General features: G+C 42.5%; 18 protein-coding genes. 14 read left to right on the forward strand and 4 right to left on the reverse strand.

Annotation, left to right across the window (positions count from 1 at the left end; all coding sequences use genetic code 11):
- The first annotated feature begins 2 nt into the window (after nt 1-2).
- From ACDJ59_RS26370 to ACDJ59_RS26380, 3 genes are all read left to right on the forward strand, one after another.
- Nucleotides 3-1,484, forward strand: a complete 1,482-nt coding sequence (locus ACDJ59_RS26370) for an LlaJI family restriction endonuclease (RefSeq protein ID WP_413406692.1) — start codon at nt 3-5, stop codon at nt 1,482-1,484.
- Between the two features lie 358 nt (nt 1,485-1,842).
- Entirely contained in the window at nt 1,843-2,928 is a 1,086-nt protein-coding gene (locus ACDJ59_RS26375; protein ID WP_413406693.1) for a 5-methyltetrahydropteroyltriglutamate--homocysteine S-methyltransferase, read from the forward strand.
- Nucleotides 2,929-2,956: 28 nt separating this feature from the next.
- Nucleotides 2,957-4,447 (forward strand): aldehyde dehydrogenase family protein, encoded by a 1,491-nt coding sequence (locus ACDJ59_RS26380; protein WP_413406694.1) that lies wholly within the window; start codon nt 2,957-2,959, stop codon nt 4,445-4,447.
- Nucleotides 4,448-4,627: 180 nt separating this feature from the next.
- Here the strand turns inward: ACDJ59_RS26380 and ACDJ59_RS26385 are convergent, their stop codons facing one another.
- Both ACDJ59_RS26385 and ACDJ59_RS26390 read right to left on the reverse strand, forming a co-directional pair.
- Nucleotides 4,628-5,080, reverse strand: a complete 453-nt coding sequence (locus tag ACDJ59_RS26385) for a HEAT repeat domain-containing protein (protein WP_413406695.1) — start codon at nt 5,078-5,080, stop codon at nt 4,628-4,630.
- 102 nt (nt 5,081-5,182) lie between these two features.
- Nucleotides 5,183-6,142 carry a YndJ family transporter gene (locus ACDJ59_RS26390; RefSeq protein ID WP_413406696.1) on the reverse strand — a complete coding sequence of 320 codons (960 nt, stop codon included), beginning with the start codon at nt 6,140-6,142 and terminating at the stop codon, nt 5,183-5,185.
- 431 nt (nt 6,143-6,573) lie between these two features.
- Between ACDJ59_RS26390 and ACDJ59_RS26395 the strand changes: the two genes are divergently transcribed.
- Nucleotides 6,574-7,794 carry a hypothetical protein gene (locus ACDJ59_RS26395; protein ID WP_413406697.1) on the forward strand — a complete coding sequence of 407 codons (1,221 nt, stop codon included), beginning with the start codon at nt 6,574-6,576 and terminating at the stop codon, nt 7,792-7,794.
- 177 nt (nt 7,795-7,971) lie between these two features.
- On the opposite strand, the gene ACDJ59_RS26400 is transcribed toward ACDJ59_RS26395, so the two are convergent.
- Entirely contained in the window at nt 7,972-8,598 is a 627-nt protein-coding gene (locus ACDJ59_RS26400) for a hypothetical protein (protein WP_091035301.1), read from the reverse strand.
- Nucleotides 8,599-9,212: 614 nt separating this feature from the next.
- Here ACDJ59_RS26400 and ACDJ59_RS26405 point away from each other — a divergent pair.
- The 6 genes from ACDJ59_RS26405 (at nt 9,213) to ACDJ59_RS26430 (ending at nt 14,741) form a co-directional block, all read left to right on the forward strand.
- Complete coding sequence (locus ACDJ59_RS26405; RefSeq protein ID WP_413406698.1) at nt 9,213-11,318, forward strand: 5'-nucleotidase C-terminal domain-containing protein; 2,106 nt, start codon at nt 9,213-9,215, stop codon at nt 11,316-11,318.
- 351 nt (nt 11,319-11,669) lie between these two features.
- Nucleotides 11,670-12,215 (forward strand): 50S ribosomal protein L25, encoded by a 546-nt coding sequence (locus tag ACDJ59_RS26410; protein ID WP_076217089.1) that lies wholly within the window; start codon nt 11,670-11,672, stop codon nt 12,213-12,215.
- 414 nt (nt 12,216-12,629) lie between these two features.
- Complete coding sequence (locus ACDJ59_RS26415; RefSeq protein ID WP_413406699.1) at nt 12,630-13,247, forward strand: hypothetical protein; 618 nt, start codon at nt 12,630-12,632, stop codon at nt 13,245-13,247.
- A gap of 12 nt (nt 13,248-13,259) precedes the next feature.
- Nucleotides 13,260-13,538, forward strand: coding sequence for a hypothetical protein (locus tag ACDJ59_RS26420; RefSeq protein ID WP_413406700.1), 279 nt, complete (start codon nt 13,260-13,262; stop codon nt 13,536-13,538).
- Between the two features lie 37 nt (nt 13,539-13,575).
- On the forward strand, nt 13,576-14,127 hold the full coding sequence (locus ACDJ59_RS26425; RefSeq protein ID WP_413409918.1) for a DUF4303 domain-containing protein: 552 nt from the start codon (nt 13,576-13,578) through the stop codon (nt 14,125-14,127).
- Between the two features lie 275 nt (nt 14,128-14,402).
- Nucleotides 14,403-14,741, forward strand: a complete 339-nt coding sequence (locus ACDJ59_RS26430) for a hypothetical protein (RefSeq protein WP_051449797.1) — start codon at nt 14,403-14,405, stop codon at nt 14,739-14,741.
- 84 nt (nt 14,742-14,825) lie between these two features.
- Here ACDJ59_RS26430 and ACDJ59_RS26435 read toward each other — a convergent pair whose 3' ends face one another.
- Nucleotides 14,826-15,548 (reverse strand): YheC/YheD family protein, encoded by a 723-nt coding sequence (locus ACDJ59_RS26435; RefSeq protein WP_413406701.1) that lies wholly within the window; start codon nt 15,546-15,548, stop codon nt 14,826-14,828.
- A gap of 458 nt (nt 15,549-16,006) precedes the next feature.
- On the opposite strand from ACDJ59_RS26435, the gene ACDJ59_RS26440 reads away from it, so the two are divergent.
- The 4 genes from ACDJ59_RS26440 (at nt 16,007) to ACDJ59_RS26455 (ending at nt 24,324) form a co-directional block, all read left to right on the forward strand.
- Nucleotides 16,007-17,101, forward strand: coding sequence for a GtrA family protein (locus tag ACDJ59_RS26440; protein ID WP_413406702.1), 1,095 nt, complete (start codon nt 16,007-16,009; stop codon nt 17,099-17,101).
- A complete protein-coding gene (locus ACDJ59_RS26445) occupies nt 17,101-19,392 on the forward strand; it encodes a glycosyltransferase family 2 protein (RefSeq protein ID WP_413406703.1) in 2,292 nt (763 codons plus the stop codon). The genes ACDJ59_RS26440 and ACDJ59_RS26445 overlap by 1 nt, the downstream gene beginning before the upstream one ends.
- 11 nt (nt 19,393-19,403) lie before the next feature.
- Nucleotides 19,404-21,257: a hypothetical protein gene (locus ACDJ59_RS26450; RefSeq protein WP_413406704.1), complete on the forward strand. Its 1,854-nt coding sequence runs from the start codon at nt 19,404-19,406 to the stop codon at nt 21,255-21,257.
- Between the two features lie 187 nt (nt 21,258-21,444).
- Nucleotides 21,445-24,324, forward strand: coding sequence for an S-layer homology domain-containing protein (locus ACDJ59_RS26455; protein ID WP_413406705.1), 2,880 nt, complete (start codon nt 21,445-21,447; stop codon nt 24,322-24,324).
- Nucleotides 24,325-24,431 lie beyond the last annotated feature (107 nt).

Here is a 24,431-nt window from a genome sequence, read left to right on the forward strand (position 1 = left end):
TGATGAGGTCAGCTTTTTTTAAAGAACTTAGAAGATACTCCGGTGAAGAAATAGCTTCTCTCTTGCAAATGACGGAAGAGGAAGCGATATCTCTAATAAGGAAATTAAAATCGCTCGGTATTGTTAAAGAAAAGTCGAAGAAGGCATTGAAGGATAATGAGTATGTGAAAGATATTGACACCGAAATACTATACGTGGAATTGAATTCCCGTAATAGCCACTTTGTTTTCGACTTTGTTGGAGTAATTAACATAGGACAGTATATCATCAAATGTTATCCCAAATATATTTCCGAAGTTAAAACACCATTGGATGAAATGAAGCAAATTTTACAAGTATTAAGAAGATACAATTCTAGGGAGCAGTTACTAATGTCAGCAACTGGAGATGATGAGAGTGCTGACTTTAACTTATTGGCTGCTATTCTCTTTTTTGTTGATGATTATTCCGAAAATGGAACTTATGCAAACCCAATTGATATTAATGAGCTAAATGGAGAGGGGGAAATCAATTGGGATAAAACTATCGGAGAAGTGTACCCGATATTGCGAGAAAGTAGAGCATATTACACAGAGCTCTACACGCACGGTTCTTTTGATGATGACTTTGACTATTTTAAACAGTTGCATGAATGCATCATTACTAAATGTTTTTTAAAGCTAAAAGAACTTGGTTTGTCAGAACTATTTGATATAGAAGAAGCTATACTTTATGATGGGGAACTATCAGATTTTGGTGACGAAGAATATGTTTTATATCGCTTATCAAGAGAGCTTGCAGTTCAATTTCAAAATCGGAAACAGATTGTCCTTAAAACCATGTATAATTATATTTTTAAGGGGAAGTTGCGCGAAGAAGAAAATGGACTTAGTTTATTTGGAACAAACAGTTTTAATTTTGTATGGGAAAAAGTTTGTTCAGATGTTTTCAATAATCAATTATCTACTAAGCTTAAATATCTATCATTACCACAACCACTTGCAGAACAATATTCAAGCGAAAAGGATTATACCCTTCTAGAATTGATTGAAAAGCCCAAATGGAACCTTATAGAAGGCGGAAGGTTGTTGAAATCTCATCGGGTAGAAGAAACGTTGATTCCAGATATAATTAGCCTGTTCCCAAAAGATGATGGAGTTTGTTTCGGTATATTTGATGCCAAGTATTATAATATTCGCTTAGATGAACGAAGAGTAGACGGACAGCCAGGTATCGGAGATATTACAAAACAGTACTTATATCAGCTTTCATACAATAATTTTATTAATGCGCATAACTTTACACATATACAAAATGCATTTTTAATGCCAACCGAAAAAGATACAGGTGAATACGTAGGTACTGCCGAAATGAGTATGCTGAGTAACTTATCTATGCCTGCACTCTGTGATATATCGGTATTAAAGTTGCCTGCTCAGAAAATGTTTAGATGGTATTTATCTGGAAGAAAGATTGACATTGGTTCTGTTTTTCCATTTTTATAGATAGGAGTGTTTCTTCATTATTAGAAGACCTTTTATCTTGAAAATAATTAAAGAAGAAGTTGTTAGTTTACTGGGACATTTTCCGAATGAACTGTTATTATTGAACGGGATGAGATGGGTATGTCTAAAAGAACAGCAGATGCTTACCAATAAATGACGAGTGGGGAACCTTATCATTATGACCACTGCTCCTCGCTCCACCCTAAATCCACTACCATAGAAGGTTGTGGATTTTTGCGTATTAAAGTCTTTTAGCTATTGATAAAAGCTATAACCAGCCATGTTTTTTTCATATAACAGGCATTCCTTTTGACCATGCTATACTCATTAGAATAAAAAATTAGAAGGAGAAATACTTATGATACCATTTCGTAATGATCATGTAGGCAGCTTTCTACGCCCTGCAATCTTAAGTCAGGCACGTGAACAATATAAATCAGGCAACATCACATATGAAGAATTAAGAGTTGTAGAAGATCAAGAGATTATTCGAATTATTGAAAAGCAAAAGGAAAATGGCGTATTGGCAGTTACGGATGGTGAATTCCGTAGAAGCTGGTGGCATTTTGATTTTCTGGGTGGCTTGGATGGCGTAGAGTTGTATGAGCAAATAGACGGACCGAAATTCCATAATATGCAAACTCGCAAGGGTGGGATTCGTGTTGTTGGTAAAGTTGATTTCTCGAGTCATCCCTTTGTTAAGGATTTTGAGTTTTTGAAAAAGCATGCAGGTGACGCTGTGGCGAAACAGACGATTCCAAGTCCTAACATGCTTCTATACCGATTGGAAAATGACGCTAATATCTATACGGACCGAGAGCAATTCCTTCAGGATACGATTGCGGCGTATCAAAAAGCAATTCAAGCTTTCTATGATGCGGGATGCCGATACCTGCAATTAGATGATACGGCTTGGGCGGACCTATTCTCCGAAGCTGGTCATGATAAGCTGCGTGCCAAAGGTCTGGAACCGGCGGAAGAGTTGAAAACGATGCAGCGCATGATTAATGAATCCTTGTCTCATAAACCGGCAGATTTAGTGGTGACGATGCACATTTGTCGTGGTAACTATAAATCGAATTATTTCTCAACGGGTGGTTATGATTACGCTTCTGAAGTTATCTTTGGAGGCTTAAACGTAGACGGATTATTCTTAGAATTTGATGATGAGCGCTCAGGTGGTTTCGAGCCATTAAAATATGTGAATCGAAAAGATTTGAAAATCGTGCTTGGTTTACTCACATCAAAAACAGGCGAGTTAGAGGATAAAGAACACATTAAAGCTCGGATTGCAGAGGCGGCAACCTATGTACCACTTGAGCAACTATGTTTGAGTCCACAATGTGGTTTTTCATCTACAGAAGAAGGCAATATTTTAACGGAAGAACAACAATGGCGTAAACTTCGTTATGTGAAGGAAATTGCAGAAGAAGTTTGGAATTAATCCATTTAAATAACGGAGGGGATGTAAAATGACAATTCAAGCAGACCAAGAGACAATTATCGTTGAAGCGTTCATTAATGGTCAAAATATAAAATCCCTTTCGCAGGTAGCAAAAGAGAATCCGACAAACCCAACTGAGATCGTAGGTTATTTCCCTGTCACTACGAAAGAACAAGCGGTTGAAGCGATTGAAGCGGCGGCAGGGGCTTTTAAAACATGGAAGCAGACCCCCATTGATGAACGCATTATGATGATGCGCAAGGCGATCGAGAAGATTAGAGCAGCTGAGAATGAAATTGTGCATTTGCTGTCCAGAGAGCATGGCAAGCCCCTGTATGATGCACACGGTGAAATTTATGTTTCGTTAATGTGGATGGAATTTGCTTGTAATGAAGCCAAATCGGCTCTACAGGAAGAGATCAAAGAGCATGAGAATGGTAAAACGATTCTTTCCTATGATCCAATTGGTGTGGTGGCAGCGATTAGTCCATGGAACTATCCTATTGCTTTATCTACCATTAAAATTGCTCCTGCCTTACTTGCGGGCAACACGATTGTGCTTAAACCAAGTCCATATGCGCCACTGGCGGCAGCGAAAGTGGCAGAGATTATTGCGAGTGAGTTCCCGGCTGGTGTAATCAATGTCGTTCATGGTGATGCGGATGTGGGCGTTGAACTGACTAGTAATCCTTTGGTTACTAAAATCGCCTTTACAGGTGGAACTGCGACAGCTAAGCATATTATTAAAGCGGCTTCGGAAACGATTAAAGATATGACGCTTGAGCTTGGTGGTAATGATGCGGCTATCTTCTTGGAAAGTTTTGATGTTCATGATGAGCGAGCCATGCGCCGGATTGTCATTTCTAATTTCTTGACTGCAGGCCAGATCTGTATGATCGCCAAACGTGTGTATGTACACCGTTCTATTTATGATGAGTTTGTGGAAAAATATATAGAGGCGGCAAATCGCTGGATTCGAATTGGTGATCCATTTGATTCAAATACGACGGTAGGCCCGGTTAATAACCTGAAGCAGAAGAATTACGTGCTTGGTTTGGTTGAAGATGCGCAAAAGCGCGGGGCTAAGGTCATCCCTCTCGGGCAAATTCTTGATCAGAAGCTGTTTGACCAAGGTTACTTCTTACAACCTACGCTTGTTTTGGGTTGCGATGTTCATGATCCGATTGTCGTAGAGGAACAGTTTGGTCCTACAGTTCCGATTCTGCCATTTGACGATGAAGAGCAGGTTATTCATCTACACAATGAGAGCATATATGGATTGACGAGTTCTGTGTGGGGCAAAGAAGAGGATGCCATCTCCGTCGCACGTCAACTCGAAGCTGGAACGACCATGATCAATACAGCTGCTGTTCAGGGTCTTGACGTTCGGTTCCCTTTCGGTGGCTTTAAGCAATCGGGCATTGGCCGTGAATACGGCGCGGAAGGTATCCGCACGTATACAGAAAAACATGTCATCAACGTTCCGAAGACACTGGATCTTCCTTATATACCAGAATAAATCTTATAGCACACAACTTTGACATCGTACGAGGAATGTACATGTGAAATAAATGTAGGCTATTTCAAAGGGCTAAAGAGTGAGATGAAATCTGGTGACAATCAAAATAATAAGAAATAAAGAAGCCACTCCATTTTTTTGGAGTGGCTTTGTATTCAGCTATTTTACGGTGAACGGCGGCTATCTTCTACCTAGTGTCTCCCAAATTCCATGGAGCCAGGCGTCGAACTCAGCATCTTTGTCGCCCTCGTAAGTATCATAGAGATCAAGACGTGTCTTTTGCAGTTTTTCCTTAAATTCCTCAAATGTATGACCTTCAGGAAGGCTTTTTTTGATCCGCAGCAAAATTTTGTTAGTACCTTTAAACAGCTCGCCTTTGTTTTTGGCAGGCATTTGTACATCTTCATCCAACTGTTTCAGCTTGTGATATGCGGCTTCACGCACCTGGAACACTTGATCATTTTTCAAAACATGCTGAAGTAACTTCATGGTAGGGGCTGTATCCCAGTTTCCCAATTCGTTCACCGCATTCAGTCTGTCTCTCCAGCTTGACGTCCGGTTAGCTGCTCGTTTGAGCTCTTCAAAGTTCTCCGGTAGTTCGTTCACTGCTCCAACTTCATGGTTGTTCGTCAAAATTCAATCTCCTTAATCATCGCCATCTTGGCAGAATGATGAATGTTATTAAACACTATTATAGCACGAACCTGACTAAACTACTCCTATGAAGCCGATTGGTTAGCCTTTTCCTTTAACGAAGTCTACCATGAACACCCAACCAATCAGTCCACATAAGACAAAACCAAACGCATGCAGAGCTCCGTAAATGGGAATGAAATCGCGTATGGTTAATGAGTACATATTTTTCAGTAACGGATAGAAGATGGAAATGACAACCACCGTGTAAAAGGCTAGGCAAGAAAGGCCTAAAAAGATGGTTGCCTTAATATCCAAAGCGTTTTTCCTCAAGTAAGTAAGGAGATAAGCGGTGTAAACCACAATATTACAGGCGAACAAAGCGACACCAATGTATTCAATCGGCTTGGAGAAAATCATACCAATAGCAATCAAGATTGGTCCGATGATATCGATGGCAACAACCCAGGGATACCAACTTTTCTTCGTCATGATGCGTCCCAGTGCACCAATAAAAATCGGAACGATCGCAGATGAGAAATGAAAGTGGAGCGAGCTTAACGCGTGCGTTGCAGGATTAGCTTGAAAGAGGGTTAATTGATATTGATATAAGGTAAACCAAATGCCCCCGATAAAAAAATAAACGAGCCCTGCACCAATCGCTATTTCCGCTGCTTTTCCTTTAGCGATCACAATAGTGGTCAAGCCATAGATGCCAAGCAGCAGTGTGAACAGTAGCCACCCAAGGGACAGAATTCCTGGAATTACCGTACTTTCTAACCCCCACATCTTACTACTCATTACCGACGCAAGGGTAAGAAGCGCAGCGGGAAATTGAAGCCACTTCATAGCGGCATACATCATTCGTTGATATGTATTCTTCGCGTCATGGTCCAAAAGTAAAATTACAAGAGGCACAATAACGAAAGCCGCAAACAGCAGAAATTTTTCAACAAGTTCGAATTGAAAGTAATCTAGATAAAATATCAGAATGGTTATGATTCCACCGGGAAACACTGGTGCTAATAATGATTTCATTCGTTGCTTCAAGGAACTATTCATGGGGTTTCCTTTCCAACTACGTTTATCGTAATAACTGTCTGTATCCAGTTGTGTAGCATTCTTTAGTATAGATCGGCAATTCTTCTTTAAGTAGTCTAACACATTTATTTGTCAATATATGCAAATAAGCTTATCTTACTGCGAGAAGGATCGATATGGACTGCACAAACATCACCTGATAACACCGAAGATTTTTATAGACTTTCGCCTCTAGATTGATACGGAACCATATCCTAAGAGATGTAAAGTAGAGGATCATGTTATTAAGGATGAAGGTTTGATGTTAAATATAAAATGGTTGTAAATTTTTCGCATAAATACATTTTGATAGAATGAGTATAGGTATATAATAATTTTTTTTGTAACTGTACACCTTATCTTATTATTCTAAATACGATGAAAGAATGATATTAAACAGGAGGATGAATGATATGCACTTAAGAATAAAACATCTAGAAAAAGCTATATTTATAATAATTTTTATGTTTGTAGTTTTCACATATTTCAATTTTATTTCTACTGAAAAAATGATATATATTGGAAATGTTATTGAAAAGAAGTTGGGATTACACTTCGAGGCAGATGTTGAAAAAGTAAGATCTTTTATCATGGCAATTTCTTCAGGTATATTAGGAAGTGCTATTGTTGCAATGATATTTTATATAAATGAATACAATTCAGATAAAAGAGAGCAAATACTAAAAATTGTTCGTGAAAACAATAAGTTACAGAAAATATATACAGAAATCCCCTTTCTTGAACATGAAGGGGAATATTATAAGCTAGAACGACTTTATTATAGAGAATACTTAAATAATAAAAGGAAAAGAAATTTCAATGAAGCAATAGACAATGTTGTAAAAGATGTACCTAAGAAAAAGAAACGAGAATTCAGACAGTACAACAATAAGATTAAAGAAATAGAATCATTTAAGTATCGAGCTAAACTTAAGCAAGTACTAGAGAATCATCCTGAAATTAGAAAAAGACGATTTAGCGAAGATGTTCTTGAAGTTGAACAAAAACTCAAAGACATACTTGTTAAGTACGATATGTATATAGACAAAATGATGGAATCTATTGATACATTAAAAAGATATGATTATGAGGAGTTGAAATTATGTGTCGAAGAATATAAAAGCATTTTTAACTATAGTATAGTTAAAAAAAGAAAAATTTTAAGATTTTTAAGTCCAGAGATAAAAAGAATATATCCTTATGATTTAAATGAAAAGGTTTCATCAGAAATAATTGCGAAAAGAATATATAAAATACATAAAAGACTTGTCGAGAAAATTGGCTCTCATATGCAAAACATTGAAGACATCAATAAAAGTGGAGATAGAAGTGACGCATTAGGATTATTTCTTTTGTTCCAAAATGAAATTTATGGACTAGGTGTAAAGAGCATTTCGACAGTTAATTCAAAAAATGAAGCTACTTCAGAAATGAAAATTCATTATGCTTATAATATATTAAACATGTGCGTTGATAATTTACAATGGATTTTGTTTGCTGAGTTAACCAATAGACATGAATTCCGATCTCAAGAATATTATGTGAGAAAAGGGTATTCGGTAGAATATGGGACTTTAATGAAAACAATAGAAATGGATGGAAAAACGGCGTATGGTGATATCTATAGAAAATAAATATAGAAGGACTACTGATAGGTGCTAATTCAATAGCATCTAGCATCGATAATTCAAGCCTTGTAAGCTGATATTAAACGAATCGGAGAGGGTTAAACCTCGCTACACGTCAGTAATCTATCAGCCTCCTTGGAAAACAAAAAAAGAGCCGCACATCATGCGGCTCTCGATCTAATTTTAACGCCCGCCCGTATTGGAAGCCCAGACAGGAATCCAACTGTTCGGATAATTGCTATTGGTCAGGGTTGTGTTATAGAGAACTAAATTACCATCACTTTGCATGACCAGTGTGTCACCCGTTGTGTTAGCCGGTAAGCTGCTCCCGTGATGACCTGGAATCCATGAGGTGGTATTGGGAGACCAAGCAGCTACCTGTACAGAAGTATCAATCATCAAAACTTTATCCCATCCCCAACCGGTGTAATATTCGAATTTACCTGTAGCCGGGTTGAAACCATAACGATAACCATATTGGTAAACGTCTTGATATTTCATACCATATTTATAGATGACAGGTTTCCCGTACTGTGATTCAAAATTGAACGAAAGAGCCCCACTATTACTAGTTCCGCTACTCCAGAGAGAAGAACCGTTTTGATAGATAACGAAATTCCCGTCATTCTGCCAAATGGCTGAAAATCTGCCATCTTGGGAGGTGAGATAGTCACCCTTTGCCATGCTTTGGCCAATCGTGAGCTTATCTCCGAGATAGCCAGCAGAAGCCGTTGCTGGTACGGCAAATGCAAGAATTAACAAGCAAGCCATAAGAATTCGAAAAGATCTGGGGAAAAGTTGTCTGTTCATTGGACACGCTCCTATGTTTTTTTAATGGTTGAAGCTAAATGCATAGAACTACAAGTCCTTACAGCTATTGCATGTTTCTGCGTTGCATTCAGTCAGGAGCGGTGAGGTAGATGTAACACGTCCCCACTTGGTGTAAAACGGGAACTAAGATCTAAAATGCTCCCAACGGTCACCTCCTTTAATAGAAAGCGTGAAAATCTTTGATACATATTATGTAATGGGATGTGTGTGTTTTAGGAGATGGAAGCTAAGTGTTCTTTAGTAGAGGAGTTGCATCATTGGCGAAAGTTCATACTTTATTTTCCATTATAGCAACAAAAAATATAAAAGCCATATTTTTCTATATGAAATTCTGAATCTATCACTTACGTCCAATGCGTTATAACTTCTCGTCTCCTGGGCTAGAAAAAAACCTATTGTTCGCTTGAATAAATTGGAGCTAAACACTAACTTTGGTGCAGCTTGAGACATAGGTATTCATCTCCTCTATCAATCTCTCAACTTTTTACATCCATTTTATATATTTAATGATTTTTATGAATTAAACTATGGTAAAATATCTCAGGATCTAAAATTGGAGAGGGGTTTTTTCATTCATGTTTTGGAAAAAAGTTTTGGGTAAAAGCACACTGCGTGTAGCTACCGCTGCACTATTACTCACGCAACTATTGGGCGCAGCGGGTTCTGTCTCTGCCGCAGGTAACGATGTAGAAGTACACTTGATTGGAATCAATGATTTCCACGGTCAGTTAGATACCACATCAATCGTGGGTGATAAGAAGGCAGGAACGGCTCCAATTCTAGCAACCTATCTCAAAGAAGCTCAAGCCAAATATGAACACTCCCTACTCTTCCATAATGGGGACTCTGTTGGTGCATCTGCTCCAGCCTCATCTTTGGATCGTGACGAGCCTACCATGGAATGGATGAATATGATGGGCTTTGATGTAGGGTCCTTAGGGAATCATGAATTCGACCAAGGTGTCGCTGCTTTAAAGGCACAGATCTTTGGTGGCCTTGATCCAAAAGAAGGTAAGGTAACGCATGCCGGTGCAAAATTTGATTACGTCAATGCAAACGTGATTGAAACTGCCACAGGAAAAACATTGATTAAGCCGTATGTAATTAAAGAAGTGGGCGGAGTCAAAATTGGATTCATCGGACTAGTGACGAAATCCACACCTGCCAAAGTATCTCCATCTGGGACAGCTGGCGTAAGTTTCTTAAGCGCAGAAGAAGAAGTGGAAGCCGTTAATAAATATGCTAAAGAATTGCAAGACCAAGGTGTAGAAACGATCATTGTTTTGGCACATGATCCAGCAACAACCAAAGAAGGCGTAACCACTGGAGAAGCAGCTGATCTGGCAAAAGCTTTACCGGCGGACTCCCCTGTTGACGTTATCGTTGCAGGTGACAATCATGCTTTGGCTAACGGTGTAGTGAATGGAAAGTTGATCGTTCAAGCTTATTCCTATGGTACGGCGTTTGAAGATATCAAACTGATGATTGACCCTGCTACCGGGGATGTAACTGAAAAATCAGCGACTGTTACAACGACTTTCCAAGAGGGTGTAAAAGAAGACCCTGAATCTTTAGCTATTATTAAAAAATCATTAGACAAGCATCCTGAGCTGACGAAGCCAGTAGGTACAACGGATGGTTCTGTTACCCGTACAGATGCTTATAGTAACGAAGCCCCTCTAGGTAACCTCATTGCAGATTCAATGCGTGAAGCAGACTTTGGGGATAAGGAAAGTGCTGCTGACTTTGCATTTATGAATCCAGGCGGTATTCGTGCGGATCTGCCACAAGGCGATGTGACCTTTGCTGATCTTGCCAAAATCCAACCGTTTGGTAATACTCTAGTAAAACTTGAGCTGACTGGCGAACAGGTTAAAACCTTGTTGCAGCAGCAATGGGGTACCAATGCTGACGGTACACCTAATACCAAAACACTCCAAATCTCTGGTTTGAAATACACTGCAGATTTCAATAAGCCGGTCGCAGAACGTGTTACTGGTCTTAGTCTGGAAGATGGAACAACGATTGATCCTGCAAAAACATATACGGCTGTAGTTAACAACTTTATGGCCGCAGGTGGAGATAACTATAAAGTGCTAGTGGATGCTAAGTCATCCCTGGCAGGTCCTATCGATCTGGATGTATTCTACCAATACATCGTAGACACGTATAAAGGCGGTAGCATCGAAGCTAAAAATGAAGGACGTATTACAAACCTGGCTGCATCTACCGAGCCAACAGAAACACCTGTAACGACAGAAGTCATTTCTCGTGCTGAATTTGTAAGTGCTCTTGTCGACATGTTGAAACTTAACGAAGTAGCTACAGCACCTGCATTCAAAGATGTTGCGGCTAATGCTGCATATGCAGATGCGATTGCTGAAGCTACGCATGCTGGATTCATTCAAGGTTATGGTGGAAACTTCTATCCTGATCGGGATATCACGCGTGAAGAAGCTGCTACCATTCTTGCTAAATTGGTAAAAGATCAAGCGACTGATAAAGACGCTACTACGATTATTGCTAGTTTCGAAGATGGTAAATCCGTGTCAGCCTATGCAATTAAACCTATGGCAAAACTGATTGACAAAGGTATTTTTGCTGGAACAGATAAAAAATCACTTCAACCTAAACAAGCTCTTACTACTAGCGATGCAAAAGCATTGATTGAAAAGGCTGTTACAGCAAAAGCTTCATAATGTAGAACTTAGTCAAATCTTATATTAATAGGGGCTCTTCCTGACAAAGGAAGAGCCCCTTCTGCCATATGGAGTGTAGACGTGATAGACGATGTTCTGTCATTTACTTCGGGTTAAATCGACAAATCTATGTTTCTATGATAGGGTTGAAGCATCCCATAGGCATTCTACTCTTCGGAGTAGAGTGCCTTCATGTATATTATGGGTGCTTACATTAAATGTATTTTAAAATCAATTGGATCGTATATGGAGGTGGTGATGCTATGTTTCTCTCTTTAGCCCCAACAGGGGATGGTTGGATGAGTATGAAAAATGTGAAAATATCATTTAATAAAGAGGAGCGAACATAGCATGACTACTAGTTTTCAAGCGGAGAACCGCATTCCATTAAATACATCCCGACTTAGGGATTTACGTAAATCCGGGCGTTTGCCAGGTATTGTTTTTGGCAAAAATACGGAGAATGAAATGATTCATATTCCAACAATACAATTTCAAAAATGGTTGAAGCAGGGTACGTCTGGTTTTATCGAACTGCAGTTTGAAGAGAAAGGCTCATTGACTGTATTGTTGGAAGATCTCCAGCGTGATCCAGTTACACGGGATTTACTTCATGTGGATTTTCAGCAGGTGCAGACCAATGAGATCCTGCGTACTAAAATTCCTGTGAAGTTTAACGGCACACCGATTGGTACAAAACAGGGCGGAGTCGTGCAAGTTCAATTATCTTCTATTGAAGTGGAGGCATTGCCGAGACACTTGCCAACGTCGATTGAATTTGACATTAGTGCTATGGAACTTGGAGAAACGCTACATGTAAGTGATGCTACGTTTGCACCAGATGTGACGGTGATCTCTGAGGGGAATGAGTCTCTACTCTCTGTAGTTAAACCTTAACAATTCCAATTTCGCAAAGCTGAATAATTCAAAATTAGCCGTACGGGTGATATTCCGTACGGCTAATTTGTGCTGATTATGAGATGTTGGCGTGCTCCCATCTCACAAGGCGGGTAGTCTGGAATTCACCTCACGTATGTCTTTTGCTCGCGTACAGGCGCAATGATCCTGATATTTCGCTACCTTTTCAAAGTTCATTCGCAAAATTCAGGTGTAAAGTAGGTAGACTCAGAAAGGGTAATCACTATAATGGAAATAAGATACATATATAGTTGATATATAAGAATGAATGCGGATGAATTAACGTTCAATATAGAGATAGAGATAGAGATGAGGAAGAGGAAGAGCGGTGGTAAACCTAACCCGCTAAGGTCATTGGCATAACATTTCTAAACAGGGCGGTGAGCGAAAGAAATGGACAAATTAAAGAATAGCGGATTCTATAAACTGAGATTCTTCATCACTCCTGAAGAGTTTAAAAGCCTTTTGCAGCTTTTGGAGCATCGGCAAGCGCAATTCTATCGTACCAATGCTGCCCGAACAGAGCATGATTATAATCAGGTGTACGAGGAGTATCAGACGTTCTATCAGTATTTTGTGGCAGGAGAAAAGAGAGATGACATCCATCCCTTCTTTGTTTACTCTATTTCTATTGCATCGGATCAAGAAAGTTCAGGATTTTTTGTGAGAAATGAAGGGGTTTCTTTTCCGTATTACGGACAATGGGCAGAGGATGAACTGCCGTGTATATTGCTTTCATTTCCGAAAGGTTTTCAAGTTAATGTGGAAGATGAAAAAGGAAAGTACTATATTTATGAGGATATTCGTGAACATAAACCGGCAACTTATGCGTTTTTCGATGAGATAAGAGATTATATCAAAAAAATGACCAAACCCCTACGCTTCTCAGCCCTTGATGCAGACGCGATGAAGGAGCAAAAGCCCTCTGTGCGTATAAGCCATGATGCAATGCACGACTTGAGCCAATCGTGGATAATCAGTAAATATGGACTTGTGATTCATGGCAAATAGGAGGGGGACGAAATGATGTTCGCCCTAAAGCTTATCTGTACCTGGGTACTGCTAGTTGCCTCATGTTCAGCGGTATGGTGGAGCTTCAGGACAGAAAAGCTTATAACCTTCTCCTGGCTGGCATTTTTGCTACCTGCTGTCTTCCAACTTGTTACGGCTTTCCGGATTGGTCCAGGCCAAGCAAAGTCACTCATCGTGTTCGGCTGCATCAATCTGGTGTTTGCTGCCCTTGTGGGTGCAGGTGTTTGGTATCTAGTCCAAATATCCAATTCATATCGAAGGGGCAAATGATCAACGAATGGAAAGGGGAACTCTAACCGTGAAGCCAATGCAGGAAATAGAGACGCTGGCCATAGAGATTGCCGCTGCCGCCAAAACGTCTTTTTGCACTCTTTTTGAAAATGGTGAACGTTACTATTATTGTACGTTATACACTACTGGCGAGGGACATGCGCCAAGCATCTCTGCATGGTCGTGGGAAGCTTTGGCGTTGGAATCGGCTAGGCAAGCAGAGGAAAGTGATACGCCGGTATCCACGATTGCGGATCTCATCAAATGGTCGTATGCGGATTCGCCCTATTGTTGTTTTGGGGATGATCACTTTGCCGATGTCAAACAACGATATAACGAGCGTCCTTACATTGCGGAACTGGAGAATGATGATTGGAATCGCGAGTTGGATGTGAGGCTGAACGCCATGGAGCTAGCGATGAAAATGCTCGATGATGAAGGCGTATTTGCCTTAAATCAACCGCGAGAGTCCGTATGTGCCCTTGTTGAAGTCATGCCGCCGGATAAGATCAATACCGAAATTGCCTTACGTTTGAATCGGGCGGAATCTCCGGCTATGCAAGTATGGTTGGCGGAGGCGGCAGAATAGAAGCATCTGCAATTTGGAGAGTTTTGACCTTCTATTATGTACCGTTTCGACTCAATTGGCTGAATAGGATGATACTGACAGTAGTTCTATAATTCGCGAACCACCTTTGTACAGTAAAGGGTGGTTCTTTTTCGTGTTTGAGCTACGACATCAGAAGCTACCAGTTCCCCCCTACCACTGTACAAACACACTTTTTCTGCCTTGTCCACATTTATACCTCACCAAAACTATTTAATTGCATCTAATAGATTATCAATAAAAAGGAGGTTTTGAGAATGGGAAATAGAAGACCTGGAGCACCTAGTGGTTATGACCCTGTTCAGATCTATAACTCGACTTCGTTTAATGCGAGTGGAGTAGTGGAGTATGCATCGATCTTTTGTAGCAACGATAGATATAGTGTTCAGCGTGACGAGACTTGGAGATCTTCCGACCGTGGTGTGTGCCTGGTAACTAGAATCACCGCGACGGTTAGAACACCGAGTGGAAATATTGAGGCTGAACCGTATACCTCTTCTGGTACGTCGTACAGCCAGTTCGCCATTATACAGGTAGGGGTTAATCAGTTCCGAGTGACACGTGTTACAAGTGCGATTAGAAAATGCCGGAAATAACCGAAGAGGGTTAATATCAAGAACAGGTACTAAACAGGAAGAGACGACTGGCCATGAGTAAAAGGCTGGTCGTCTTCTTTTGCTTTAATGTTCTTTGTACCATAATATTCTTCGGTGCATCGAGGAATCTTTCAAAAGTCGGAAAGGCCGTAAGGCTGGTTGATAATTACCTTCGATAATCCAAATTCGTCTTTTCTTGTCGATGGCTATATCGAACCCGACTTGTCTAAGCATAGGGTAATACTCTCCCAATCGTTTGGCAGCTAATCGTGAAACTTGTTCCGCTCTGACAAGTAAGCGCCGATCTCCAATTCGAGCTAGTCTCAGTGCTTTAAGAACTGGAATGGGGCGGTTATTCACATTGGTGACTTGGTATCCTTGTGCTGCGACTTTAGCATAGGAACCGGTCACGTTCCAAGTGGACGAGGAACCCTTTTTGCGCTGAACCATGATCCGAATGTCGAACGGCCTGTGTTTAATTTGAGCAAGCTGCAGACGCTTTTGGACAATATATTCATCACTTTTGATTGTTTGTTCGAACCATTCGAGTAACTGCTCGTTGTCTCTCATGATGACTGTGTTATTTTCATTTTGAATACGATAAGCATTTGCACCGCTTCGTTTAATGAACAGGATACCCCTTCCGTAACTGCCATTACGAGGTTTCAGTACAACGCTGGGATACTGAAGAAGCATCTTCGTTAGCGTATCCTTCTCAAGCAACTGTGTTTCTGGCAACCGTTCAGCGAGAGAGGGCTCATCGCGCAGAATGCCATACTGCAACCATTTGTCTCTTTCGAATAACATTGGAATCACAGCCTTTTTTTCAATCGTCTACGGTAATTCTAATTTAAATTCGTGATCCGCATAAGTGGCCATTCGTCCAGATTTGTAAGTCGATGCATGTCCAATCGGTCGATGGAGACAGAAGATGAACTTTTGCGAGAAATGACTGCATTCTGGGGAGGTGTTCATTCACGCTTCGAGTGGCTTCTGGATACGAAGGTTCACTTCTATCACCACCGTGGATAACGGCATGCCATGCTGATGCACGTACTGAAACGAGAGCCAAATGTGTAATGGATTGAGTAGTGCTAGACTAACCCTCTACTAGTATTTTTCACCTATGAATTAGCTTATAAAAGAGTGCGACTTTTTTACCAATATATATACAAGTTATTCGTTTACTGTATGCCTTTTCGATGTTATACTCACAATATTCAAAAAAGAATTTGTGAAAATATGTCGAATTGAGGCTTATCAGGATGATTATAGGTAGACAAAACGGCGAAACGATCATCCTCATTCCATCGCTTGAACCGGATGAGAGACTTCCAGCCTATGTACGGCAATTGCGAGAGTATGGATTTACTAATATTGTTATTGTGGACGACGGATCTGGTGAGGCCTACCAGTCGATTTTCGAGGAGCTTCGTGAGAACGGTTGTGCTCTGCTGACACATGCGGAAAATCAGGGGAAGGGTGCGGCACTCAAGACCGGATTTGAGTATATTGGGAAGCAATTCGACACATCTTCCTTCGTCGTAACCGCTGATTCAGACGGACAACATGCAGCTGAGGATGTATACCGCATAGCCCAAGAAGCAAGGATTTATCCGGACTCATTGGTGCTCGGGGTAAGGAATTTCAGCGAGGGGAACATACCTCCAAAGTCCCTGTTAGGCAATCGAATGACCTCCTTTATTTTTGCCATGCTCTATGGTAAAAAACTGTCAGATACCCAGACTGGGCTTCGTGCCTTCGGTCCAGGGTTACTTGCGTTTATGCAGGATGTTCGCGGCACTCGATTTGAATATGAGCTGCAGATGCTTATCTCGTGCATTCAGTCTGGCATACCGATTCATACGATGCCAATCCAAGTCATTTATGAGAATGGCAATGCAGGCACTCATTTTAAAGCGATCCAGGATAGTGCTCGGGTCATGGGGGTGTTGTTCTCCAATTTCCTGCGGTTCATTTCATCGTCGGTGGCCAGTTCTGTTGTTGATTTGGGCATTGCCTGGTTTTTGATCGACGCATTGCGGCCCATGTTGGGTGAGCAGCACTATTTAAGAATTCTGCTTGCAACTGTGATTGCGAGAGTTATTTCCATTGTGGTCAACTATGTACTGAACAGACACTTTGTATTCCGCAAGGAGGATAGCCAGGGAAGTCTATGGCGCTATCTGACGTTATGCGGAGTAGTGATCTTGCTGTCCAGTACCGGAGTATATATATTCCATACCGTTCTCTTCGTAGATGAGAAATTGGCGAAATTCGTCTGTGATGCCTTGCTGTTCCTGCTCAGTTTCCAATTGCAGCGAAGATGGGTATTTGCAGCAAGGAGGAAGCAGTTGTAGTGCAAAACGAAAAAAGGCAGAATATCTTTTTTGTCATCACGATGATCCTGATGTCGATTTATTTGGTATGGCGTACGTTCTTTACGTTGCCATGGGGTGAAGGCGTTCTGAACGTCATTTTTGGTATGCTGTTGATTGTTGCTGAAACGGTCACCGTACTGACAACCTTTGAATTATTCTTTCAAAAGATGCAAAAAGAACGTACACAGCTCGATTTTCCAATCGTTCCGCCGGAGTATTTTCCGGATGTGGATGTATTTATTGCTACGCATAATGAGCCTGTTGATCTGTTATATAAAACCGTTAATGCCTGTACGTTCATGGATTACCCGGACAAGCAGAAGGTTCATATCTATCTCTGTGACGATGGAGCAAGACCTGAGGTGGAGGAGCTTGCCAGACAGTTTGGCGTGGGATATCTGGGGTTCCCCGGAAACAAGGATGCCAAGTCTGGTAATCTGAACAATGCACTGAGCAAAAGCTCTTCGCCGCTCATTGCAACGTTTGATGCGGATATGATTCCACAGCATACCTTTCTGATGAAAACGGTACCCTATTTCATGCTCTCCACGTTTATTAAGGAGAATGAGGTATGGCGTCCTCGCCGAGAGGACGAGATGGACCCTAAGTTCAAGCTTGGTCTGGTACAGACCCCGCAAAGCTTCTACAATCCGGATCTATTCCAGTTTAACCTGTATGCAGAGCAAGGTATTCCGAATGAACAGGATTTCTTCTCCAGAGAAGTGAACATCCTGCGTAATGCCTCCAATGCGGTAGCCTATACAGGAAGTAATACGATCATTTCCCGGCAAGGCATGGAAGACATCGGAGGTTTTCCACTCAATACGATCACCGAGGACTTTGAGACAAGCATCCGCTTGCAGCAGGAAGGTTATATTACCTATGCAACTCAAGAGGTTCAAGCTGCTGGGCAGACAACAACAACAGTGAAGAGCATGATTAAGCAGCGGATTCGCTGGGCAAGGGGTATCCTTCAGAGCCTGCAGAATACGCGTGCACCCATATCTGGAAAGCTCCCTTTCTGGACGAGAGTGACCTACTTAAGCAGTTTCTTATACTGGTGGTCCTTCTTTAATCGGTTGATTTTCATTTTGGCACCTATTTTGTTTGCGTTGTTCGACTTCCAGATTGTGAATACAACCTTCTGGCAAATCTTAATATTCTGGCTTCCATCTTATTTCTTCTATAGTGTATCCATGCGATATCTGTCCAGTAATATTCGGAATCAGCGATGGAGTCAGGTTATCGATACCATATTCATGCCTTATCTGATCTGGCCGGTTCTCCTGGAGACGCTGGGTATTCGTGAGAAAAAATTCAAGGTCACCAACAAAAGCAGAGCAAGCGGTCGACAATGGATGTCTGCTCTGTTATATGCACTTCCGCATATCTTCCTGCTTTTGCTTTCCATTGCAGCCGTGATTCGTTATGTCAATGGTAAGTACGGCATTGCGCTGTTCTTCAGCAGTATCATTATTTTCTGGCTGATTCATAACATGATTGCGCTGTGTTACGCCCTGTTCTTCATGATCGGCCGCCGTGCGTATCGGGAGACAGAACGGATTCGGGCGCAGGAAGATGTCACGATTCACGACCAAGCCAACAATCTGCGTTATCAGGCCAAGACGGTGGATGTATCCGAACAAGGTATTGCCTTCTATGTCCCTTATCCTATTTATTTGGCTGAGCAGAAAATCATCTCTTTGGTCGTCAAAACCGATCGGTATGAGGCCAACCTCGATGCAGTCATCGTGTATGTGAAACAGGATGGAGAGGGCTGGCGTTACTCCGCAACGGTTCAGCCGATTGATGAGAATGATAACCGCCAATACATGCAAATCATCTACGACCGTAAACACTCATTGCCAGAGCAGATGAATCTGTGGGATACGGCTTATGACGATATGTTACGTAATGTGAAAAAACGGATTGTTCAACCCAGATCGGATCAGCGAAAAATGCCGCGACTTTCCCTTCAGCTTCCAGTTCATTTCACCAATGAGGCTAGCTGTACGCTGCGCAGCTTCAATTATCGTTTCTTTTCCGCGACGGGTTTCCATGGTGATATTGCGGCAGGAGCGGTCGTTACTTTTTATACAAAGAGTAATATTGAAGTCATTTTGCAACATACGGGAAAAACGACAGCCCGTGAGCGCGAAGTGCTTCTCTCGGTGGAGAATATCGATGATATTGTGGAGAAGGGCCTGATCGACCAATTGCTGACGGATTTGATTCAGCCACATTCCGATCGTTCCACCAGAGAGGGTTAGGAGAGATAGAGATGCTCATTGTGCTTCATTTTGTGATGGGAGTTTTATTGATATTCTCCTTTCTTGGTTATATGCAGTTTGTGCGGAAGGCACTTTCACTACGTTGGGAGTTCATCCCTGTATTTGTGTTTTCCTCGATTGCCTGCCTTGTTTTTCTAAGTGGTTTGGCAGGGCAGCTCTTTACGGGCAGCCTTGTCATCCTGATTGCAGGTTTGCTTTTGTATGGGGGAATGTTGTTCCTCAGGCTGCGCCGAGGGGCATCATTACGTATGTCTTTTTCTATATTCCAATTTTCATTCCTGGCAGGGACCTTTGTTTTCTTGCTGGTACTCTTTCAGAACCAATTAACACATTACGATAATTTCTCACACTGGGCTATCGTATTGAAGCAGATGTTGAGTACAGATGCCTTTCCGACGCCAGATTCCAACCTGATTGATTTTAAAAACTATCCGCTCGGGACTTCGTCTTTCATTTATTATGTCTGTCGTTTCATGGGGCACTCTCAGTCCGTAATGCTCTTGGCACAGGGATTGCTTATCTTTTCCTGTTTCTATGCCATGTTTGGCATTGTTTCGGAGAAGAAACGCTTTCTTCTGTATGCTTTTCTTGGACTCGGGTTATCTACACTTTCTTTTTTCAATCTTACGATTCGGATCACTAATTTGCTCGTGGATTTCCTACTTCCCATTTACGCGCTCACGATCTTGGCGGTGATCTACCAATATCGTAATGAGATCAAAAAGGCATGTATTGTTGTTCTTCCGCTTGCGGGATTACTGACCATTATCAAAAGCACGGGTATTATTTTCGCCGCGATCGGTCTGATTTTCCTAGTGTACTCATGGCTAAAACATAAGCAAAAGTTCAGTTGGAAGACAGCGCTCGCTGTAGTGGGTACAATCTGCGGTGCGCTGATTCCCTACTTCGGCTGGAGCTGGCGAATGGCAACGGTGTTCCAAGGGATCGATAACAAGTTCGATGTCGCTACTTCGGGGATTCAAGCCGGCAAAACGCCGGAGCAGATGCAGGAGATTCTGTGGACTTTCCTCAAGGCCAGTACGGATCTGACGACACGGCCAGTGATCGGCATTGTTATTTTCCAGCTTATCGCAATTGCAGCATCTGTATTTGCCATCGTTGTGCTCAAGAAGAAGTGGAACTTGTGGAAAGCATTAATTGCTTTGGACGTTGTGCTGTTACTATACTATGCGGGTATTCTGGCGTTGTATCTCTTCTCCATGCCATTGGATGAAGCAATTGTCCTGGCTGGATTTGAGCGTTATGCGTCCAGTATTGTGGTGCTGTTCGCCGGTGGGCTGGTGTTGTGCGCTGCGATCGACCTGGAGCGATCATTCCACTATCGGATCGGTGAAGTGCCTGATTATCAGTCCTTTAAGACGGTCGAGACGAAGGGGCATTATCAAAAAGGGATTATCGGTTGTATGGCAGTTGCTGCCACCATCCTTTTGTCTGAATACAATGGTATCGTCTCTATCGCTCAAAGTTATGATACAACGCTCCCTTACAAGATTCATGCGGTTACTGGTGATCGGTGGTACTCAGGTGGGCAGGAGGATAATAACAGATATCTCTTCTACGCCTCGGACAGGGACCAGCAGGTTACGAACTATTACATGCAATATGTAGGGAAGTATTTCTTGTATGCTCCACATGTGGACGGGATCGTGTTGTTCTATGAGGACAATATGGACAACCTGTTGAGCGGCTACGATTATCTGGTGGTCGTGGAGACGGATCTCAACGCCAAGTGGTTGCTGAAAAAGCATTATGGCATCGACATGCAGGAGGGTATCTACAAAATCACACGTTCCGGGGATCAGATCGTTCTTACGTTGACTTAGGCTATGAATCCTGTTCCAGTCAACCTATCCCATTTCCTTTTTCCCTTCTTCTACTCCTTTCGGTCAATAGATAGGATGGGCAATAAAATGTATAGTAGGACTTTAATGTGAATGACCGAGGATGCTTACCAAAGCGTTGAGGTGAGAGACGGATTGTGAAAGCGGAAAAAGGAATGGGGAATACATAATGAAAAGAAAATGGATGGTTGTTATAGTTATTTTGCTGGCGATTGGGCCTTGGATGGGATTGTGGCCGTTGCCTGTTCAGGCGGCACATGTTTTCAGCGGAGGTGGAAATGGCAGTCCAACCGATCCGTATATCATTCGAACTGCAGAGGATTTGGATCATGTTCGAGATGACTTGACGGCAAGTTATAAGCTCCAATCTGACATTGATTTAACCTCCTACGGCAACTGGCTGCCGATCGGCACCTCAGCAAATGCGTTTGAAGGTCAATTGGATGGAGCTGGTTACACGATTAGTGGAATGACTATCGTCTCGTCTGCTGATTACATCGGTCTGTTCGGTTATGTGCTCGAGCCTGCAACGATTCACAATGTGCGATTGGAGAATGTGAATATTACATCATCTAATACGAACAGTCACTACGTCGGTGGACTTGTGGGTTTAGCCAATAGTTCGAGTGTTAGTAATTACTATATGTTAGACCGTATTTCAGTAACCGGTGAGATACATGGTAATGGTTTTTCAACTGGCGGCATAGTCGGATTAAGTACGTATATTGCTCTGGGGAACAGTGATGCGCACGTCAGCATATATTCGAACGGCTATACTTATATAGGGGGATTAGTGGGGTATAACAATAATAGTATTATAGAACAGAGTTATGCAACAGGTGATGTGTCAAGCAGTAGAAATGCTGGCGGGTTGGTTGGTTATTCTGGTGGAAGTAGTAATGTTCGCAACAGTTATGCAACGGGTCACGTGACGGGCGTTAGTAATGCAGCTATCGGCGGGTTAATAGGCGCAGGCAATTCTGGAACTGTTGGGAATAATTATGCAACGGGGGCTGTCACACGTGATAGCGGCATAGCTGGTGGTTTGGTCGGAGATAACAACTCTATCATCATCGGCAGCGGTATGTCCATCACCAACTCCTATTGGAACTTAAGCGACAATCTCGGGCTCAATACGACTGGCAACCAATCGGGAACAGACGGAGCAATGAGTCAGGGCGCGATGAAAGAGTGGGTCACTTATATAGGGTGGGATTCGGCGATTTGGGGCATTCATGAAGACATGAGCCCCCCCTACTTGAAGTCTTTCTCACCCGTGTTGAGGGTGGATCCGCTCTCATCAGCGGCGTATTCCACGGAACTAGAGGATAATCATTTCATGATCTCCGGTTATGTTCGGGATGGTAGCATCGGTGAGCCTCTGGAAGTTAGCTATACGATAAAGGATGCTTCAAATGGTACTGTAACTCAAGATGTATATGCAATTAACGCTACAAGTAGCAACCAGACCTTTAACTTTCCGGTTATGCTAGAAGAGAGCAGCTACACACCGGGAACCTATACGATTAACATAACAGCAAGCGATTCTGTTCCAGCGCATGAGCAGTTGCAATCCTTAACGTTTGAGGTAGAGGATAAGTCACCTCCAGCGGCACCGATCATTACGATTCCGAGCCACGGACACATGACGAACAATACGAAGCCAACGATTAGCGGCACATCGGAAGCGAGAGCTACGGTCACGGTGGTGATGGACGGGAATATTGCGGGAACGACAGCGGCAGGAAGTAACGGAAGCTGGGTGTGGACGGCAGTGTCGCCATTGCCAGAAGGCATGCATGTGGTGAAGACGAGGGCAAGCGACGAAGTGGGCAATGTGAGCCCGGATTCAGCGGTACATACGTTCACAATAGATGTGAAGCCGCCGATCATTACGTTGATTGGAAGTCCTTCCATGCAAGTGAAGGTAGGCAGTGCCTACACGGATCCTGGCGCAACAGCGCAAGATGCGGTTGATGGCGATTTGACCTCGCAGATCAAGGTGACCGGGGCGGTGAATGTGAGTCGAGCGGGAAGCTATGTGCTTACTTACAAAGTGCAGGATAGCTCTGGAAATGCAGCCGCGTCCGTGCTTCGGACAGTAGATGTCGTAAGCTCAGGAGGAGGAGGAGGAGCAGGAGCAGGGGGAGAATCAGGAGGATCAGGATCATCCAGCGTAGAGCAATCGTCTAACGCAAATCTGGCTCAATTAACTCTTCGTGTTGGAGGCTCCACAGAGGAACTAACGCCTCAATTTGCTCCAGAGATTACGGAGTATACAATGGAGACATCTGGTGAACAGCTGGTGCTTCAGTGGGTTGCTGCTGATTCGAAGGCAGTCGTTAAGCTGCGGAGTGAGCTTGTTATTGATACGACAAGCATTCCATTAGTCGTGGGAACTCAGGTGGTTAAGATCACTGTCCAAGCGGAAAATGGAACCCGGAAGGTCTACACCATTACGGTTACACGTCTTGACGATAACGAAAACGCATCTTCGAGTCTCGAGTGTGCATTTACAGATATCCAGGCTCACTGGGCAAAGACGGATATTTGTGAAGCAGCGAGATTACAGATCGTTGAAGGTGTGAATACCAATATCTTTGCTCCAGATAAAACCGTAACGCGGGCGGAGTTAGCCGTTATGCTGATGCGGACACTCCAGATTCCAGGCGTACAACAATCAGCTGCTAATCCCTTTAGTGATAAGGACAGTACCCCCGAATGGGCGCGATTGGCCATTCACACGGGAGCAGTCGAGGGAATTTTCAACGGATACCCAGATGGAACATTTCGCCCGCAACAGGAGATAGATCGGGCAGAAATGGCAGCAATGCTTGCGAAAGCATTGAAGTGGGAGACAGATCCCGAACTTGATCTAACCTTCTCTGATCGAGCAAACATCCCGGCATGGGCCCAATCTTACGTGCAAGCTGCATACGAGAATGGGCTCCTGCAAGGGCGGGGAGACAATCAATTCGTATCGGATGGCATGACAACCAGAGCGGAAGCGGCCGTCGTAATGCTGAGACTCTGGAAGTCACTGTACTAATCTCAAGTAGAAATAGAACGTGCTGCAACTTGTTGTCTTGTATTAGAGAGACCTATATAATGTGGAGAGAAACTCCTGTTATATAGGTTTTTTTATTATAATTTCTC

It is taken from the genome of Paenibacillus amylolyticus (assembly GCF_047302515.1).
Lineage (GTDB): Bacteria > Bacillota > Bacilli > Paenibacillales > Paenibacillaceae > Paenibacillus > Paenibacillus amylolyticus_G.

Excerpts from the sequence above, each read along its gene's own strand:
- ACDJ59_RS26420 (WP_413406700.1), top strand. The coding sequence starts at position 13,260 with ATGATGTTCGCCCTAAAGCTTATCTGTACCTGGGTACTGCTAGTTGCC.
- ACDJ59_RS26415 (WP_413406699.1), top strand. The coding sequence starts at position 12,630 with ATGGACAAATTAAAGAATAGCGGATTCTATAAACTGAGATTCTTCATC.
- ACDJ59_RS26450 (WP_413406704.1), top strand. The coding sequence starts at position 19,404 with ATGCTCATTGTGCTTCATTTTGTGATGGGAGTTTTATTGATATTCTCC.
- ACDJ59_RS26380 (WP_413406694.1), top strand. The coding sequence starts at position 2,957 with ATGACAATTCAAGCAGACCAAGAGACAATTATCGTTGAAGCGTTCATT.
- ACDJ59_RS26410 (WP_076217089.1), top strand. The coding sequence starts at position 11,670 with ATGACTACTAGTTTTCAAGCGGAGAACCGCATTCCATTAAATACATCC.
- ACDJ59_RS26370 (WP_413406692.1), top strand. The coding sequence starts at position 3 with ATGAGGTCAGCTTTTTTTAAAGAACTTAGAAGATACTCCGGTGAAGAA.
- ACDJ59_RS26395 (WP_413406697.1), top strand. The coding sequence starts at position 6,574 with ATGCACTTAAGAATAAAACATCTAGAAAAAGCTATATTTATAATAATT.
- ACDJ59_RS26435 (WP_413406701.1), bottom strand. The coding sequence starts at position 15,548 with ATGTTATTCGAAAGAGACAAATGGTTGCAGTATGGCATTCTGCGCGAT.
- ACDJ59_RS26430 (WP_051449797.1), top strand. The coding sequence starts at position 14,403 with ATGGGAAATAGAAGACCTGGAGCACCTAGTGGTTATGACCCTGTTCAG.
- ACDJ59_RS26425 (WP_413409918.1), top strand. The coding sequence starts at position 13,576 with ATGCAGGAAATAGAGACGCTGGCCATAGAGATTGCCGCTGCCGCCAAA.
- ACDJ59_RS26440 (WP_413406702.1), top strand. The coding sequence starts at position 16,007 with ATGATTATAGGTAGACAAAACGGCGAAACGATCATCCTCATTCCATCG.
- ACDJ59_RS26455 (WP_413406705.1), top strand. The coding sequence starts at position 21,445 with ATGAAAAGAAAATGGATGGTTGTTATAGTTATTTTGCTGGCGATTGGG.
- ACDJ59_RS26400 (WP_091035301.1), bottom strand. The coding sequence starts at position 8,598 with ATGAACAGACAACTTTTCCCCAGATCTTTTCGAATTCTTATGGCTTGC.
- ACDJ59_RS26375 (WP_413406693.1), top strand. The coding sequence starts at position 1,843 with ATGATACCATTTCGTAATGATCATGTAGGCAGCTTTCTACGCCCTGCA.
- ACDJ59_RS26390 (WP_413406696.1), bottom strand. The coding sequence starts at position 6,142 with ATGAATAGTTCCTTGAAGCAACGAATGAAATCATTATTAGCACCAGTG.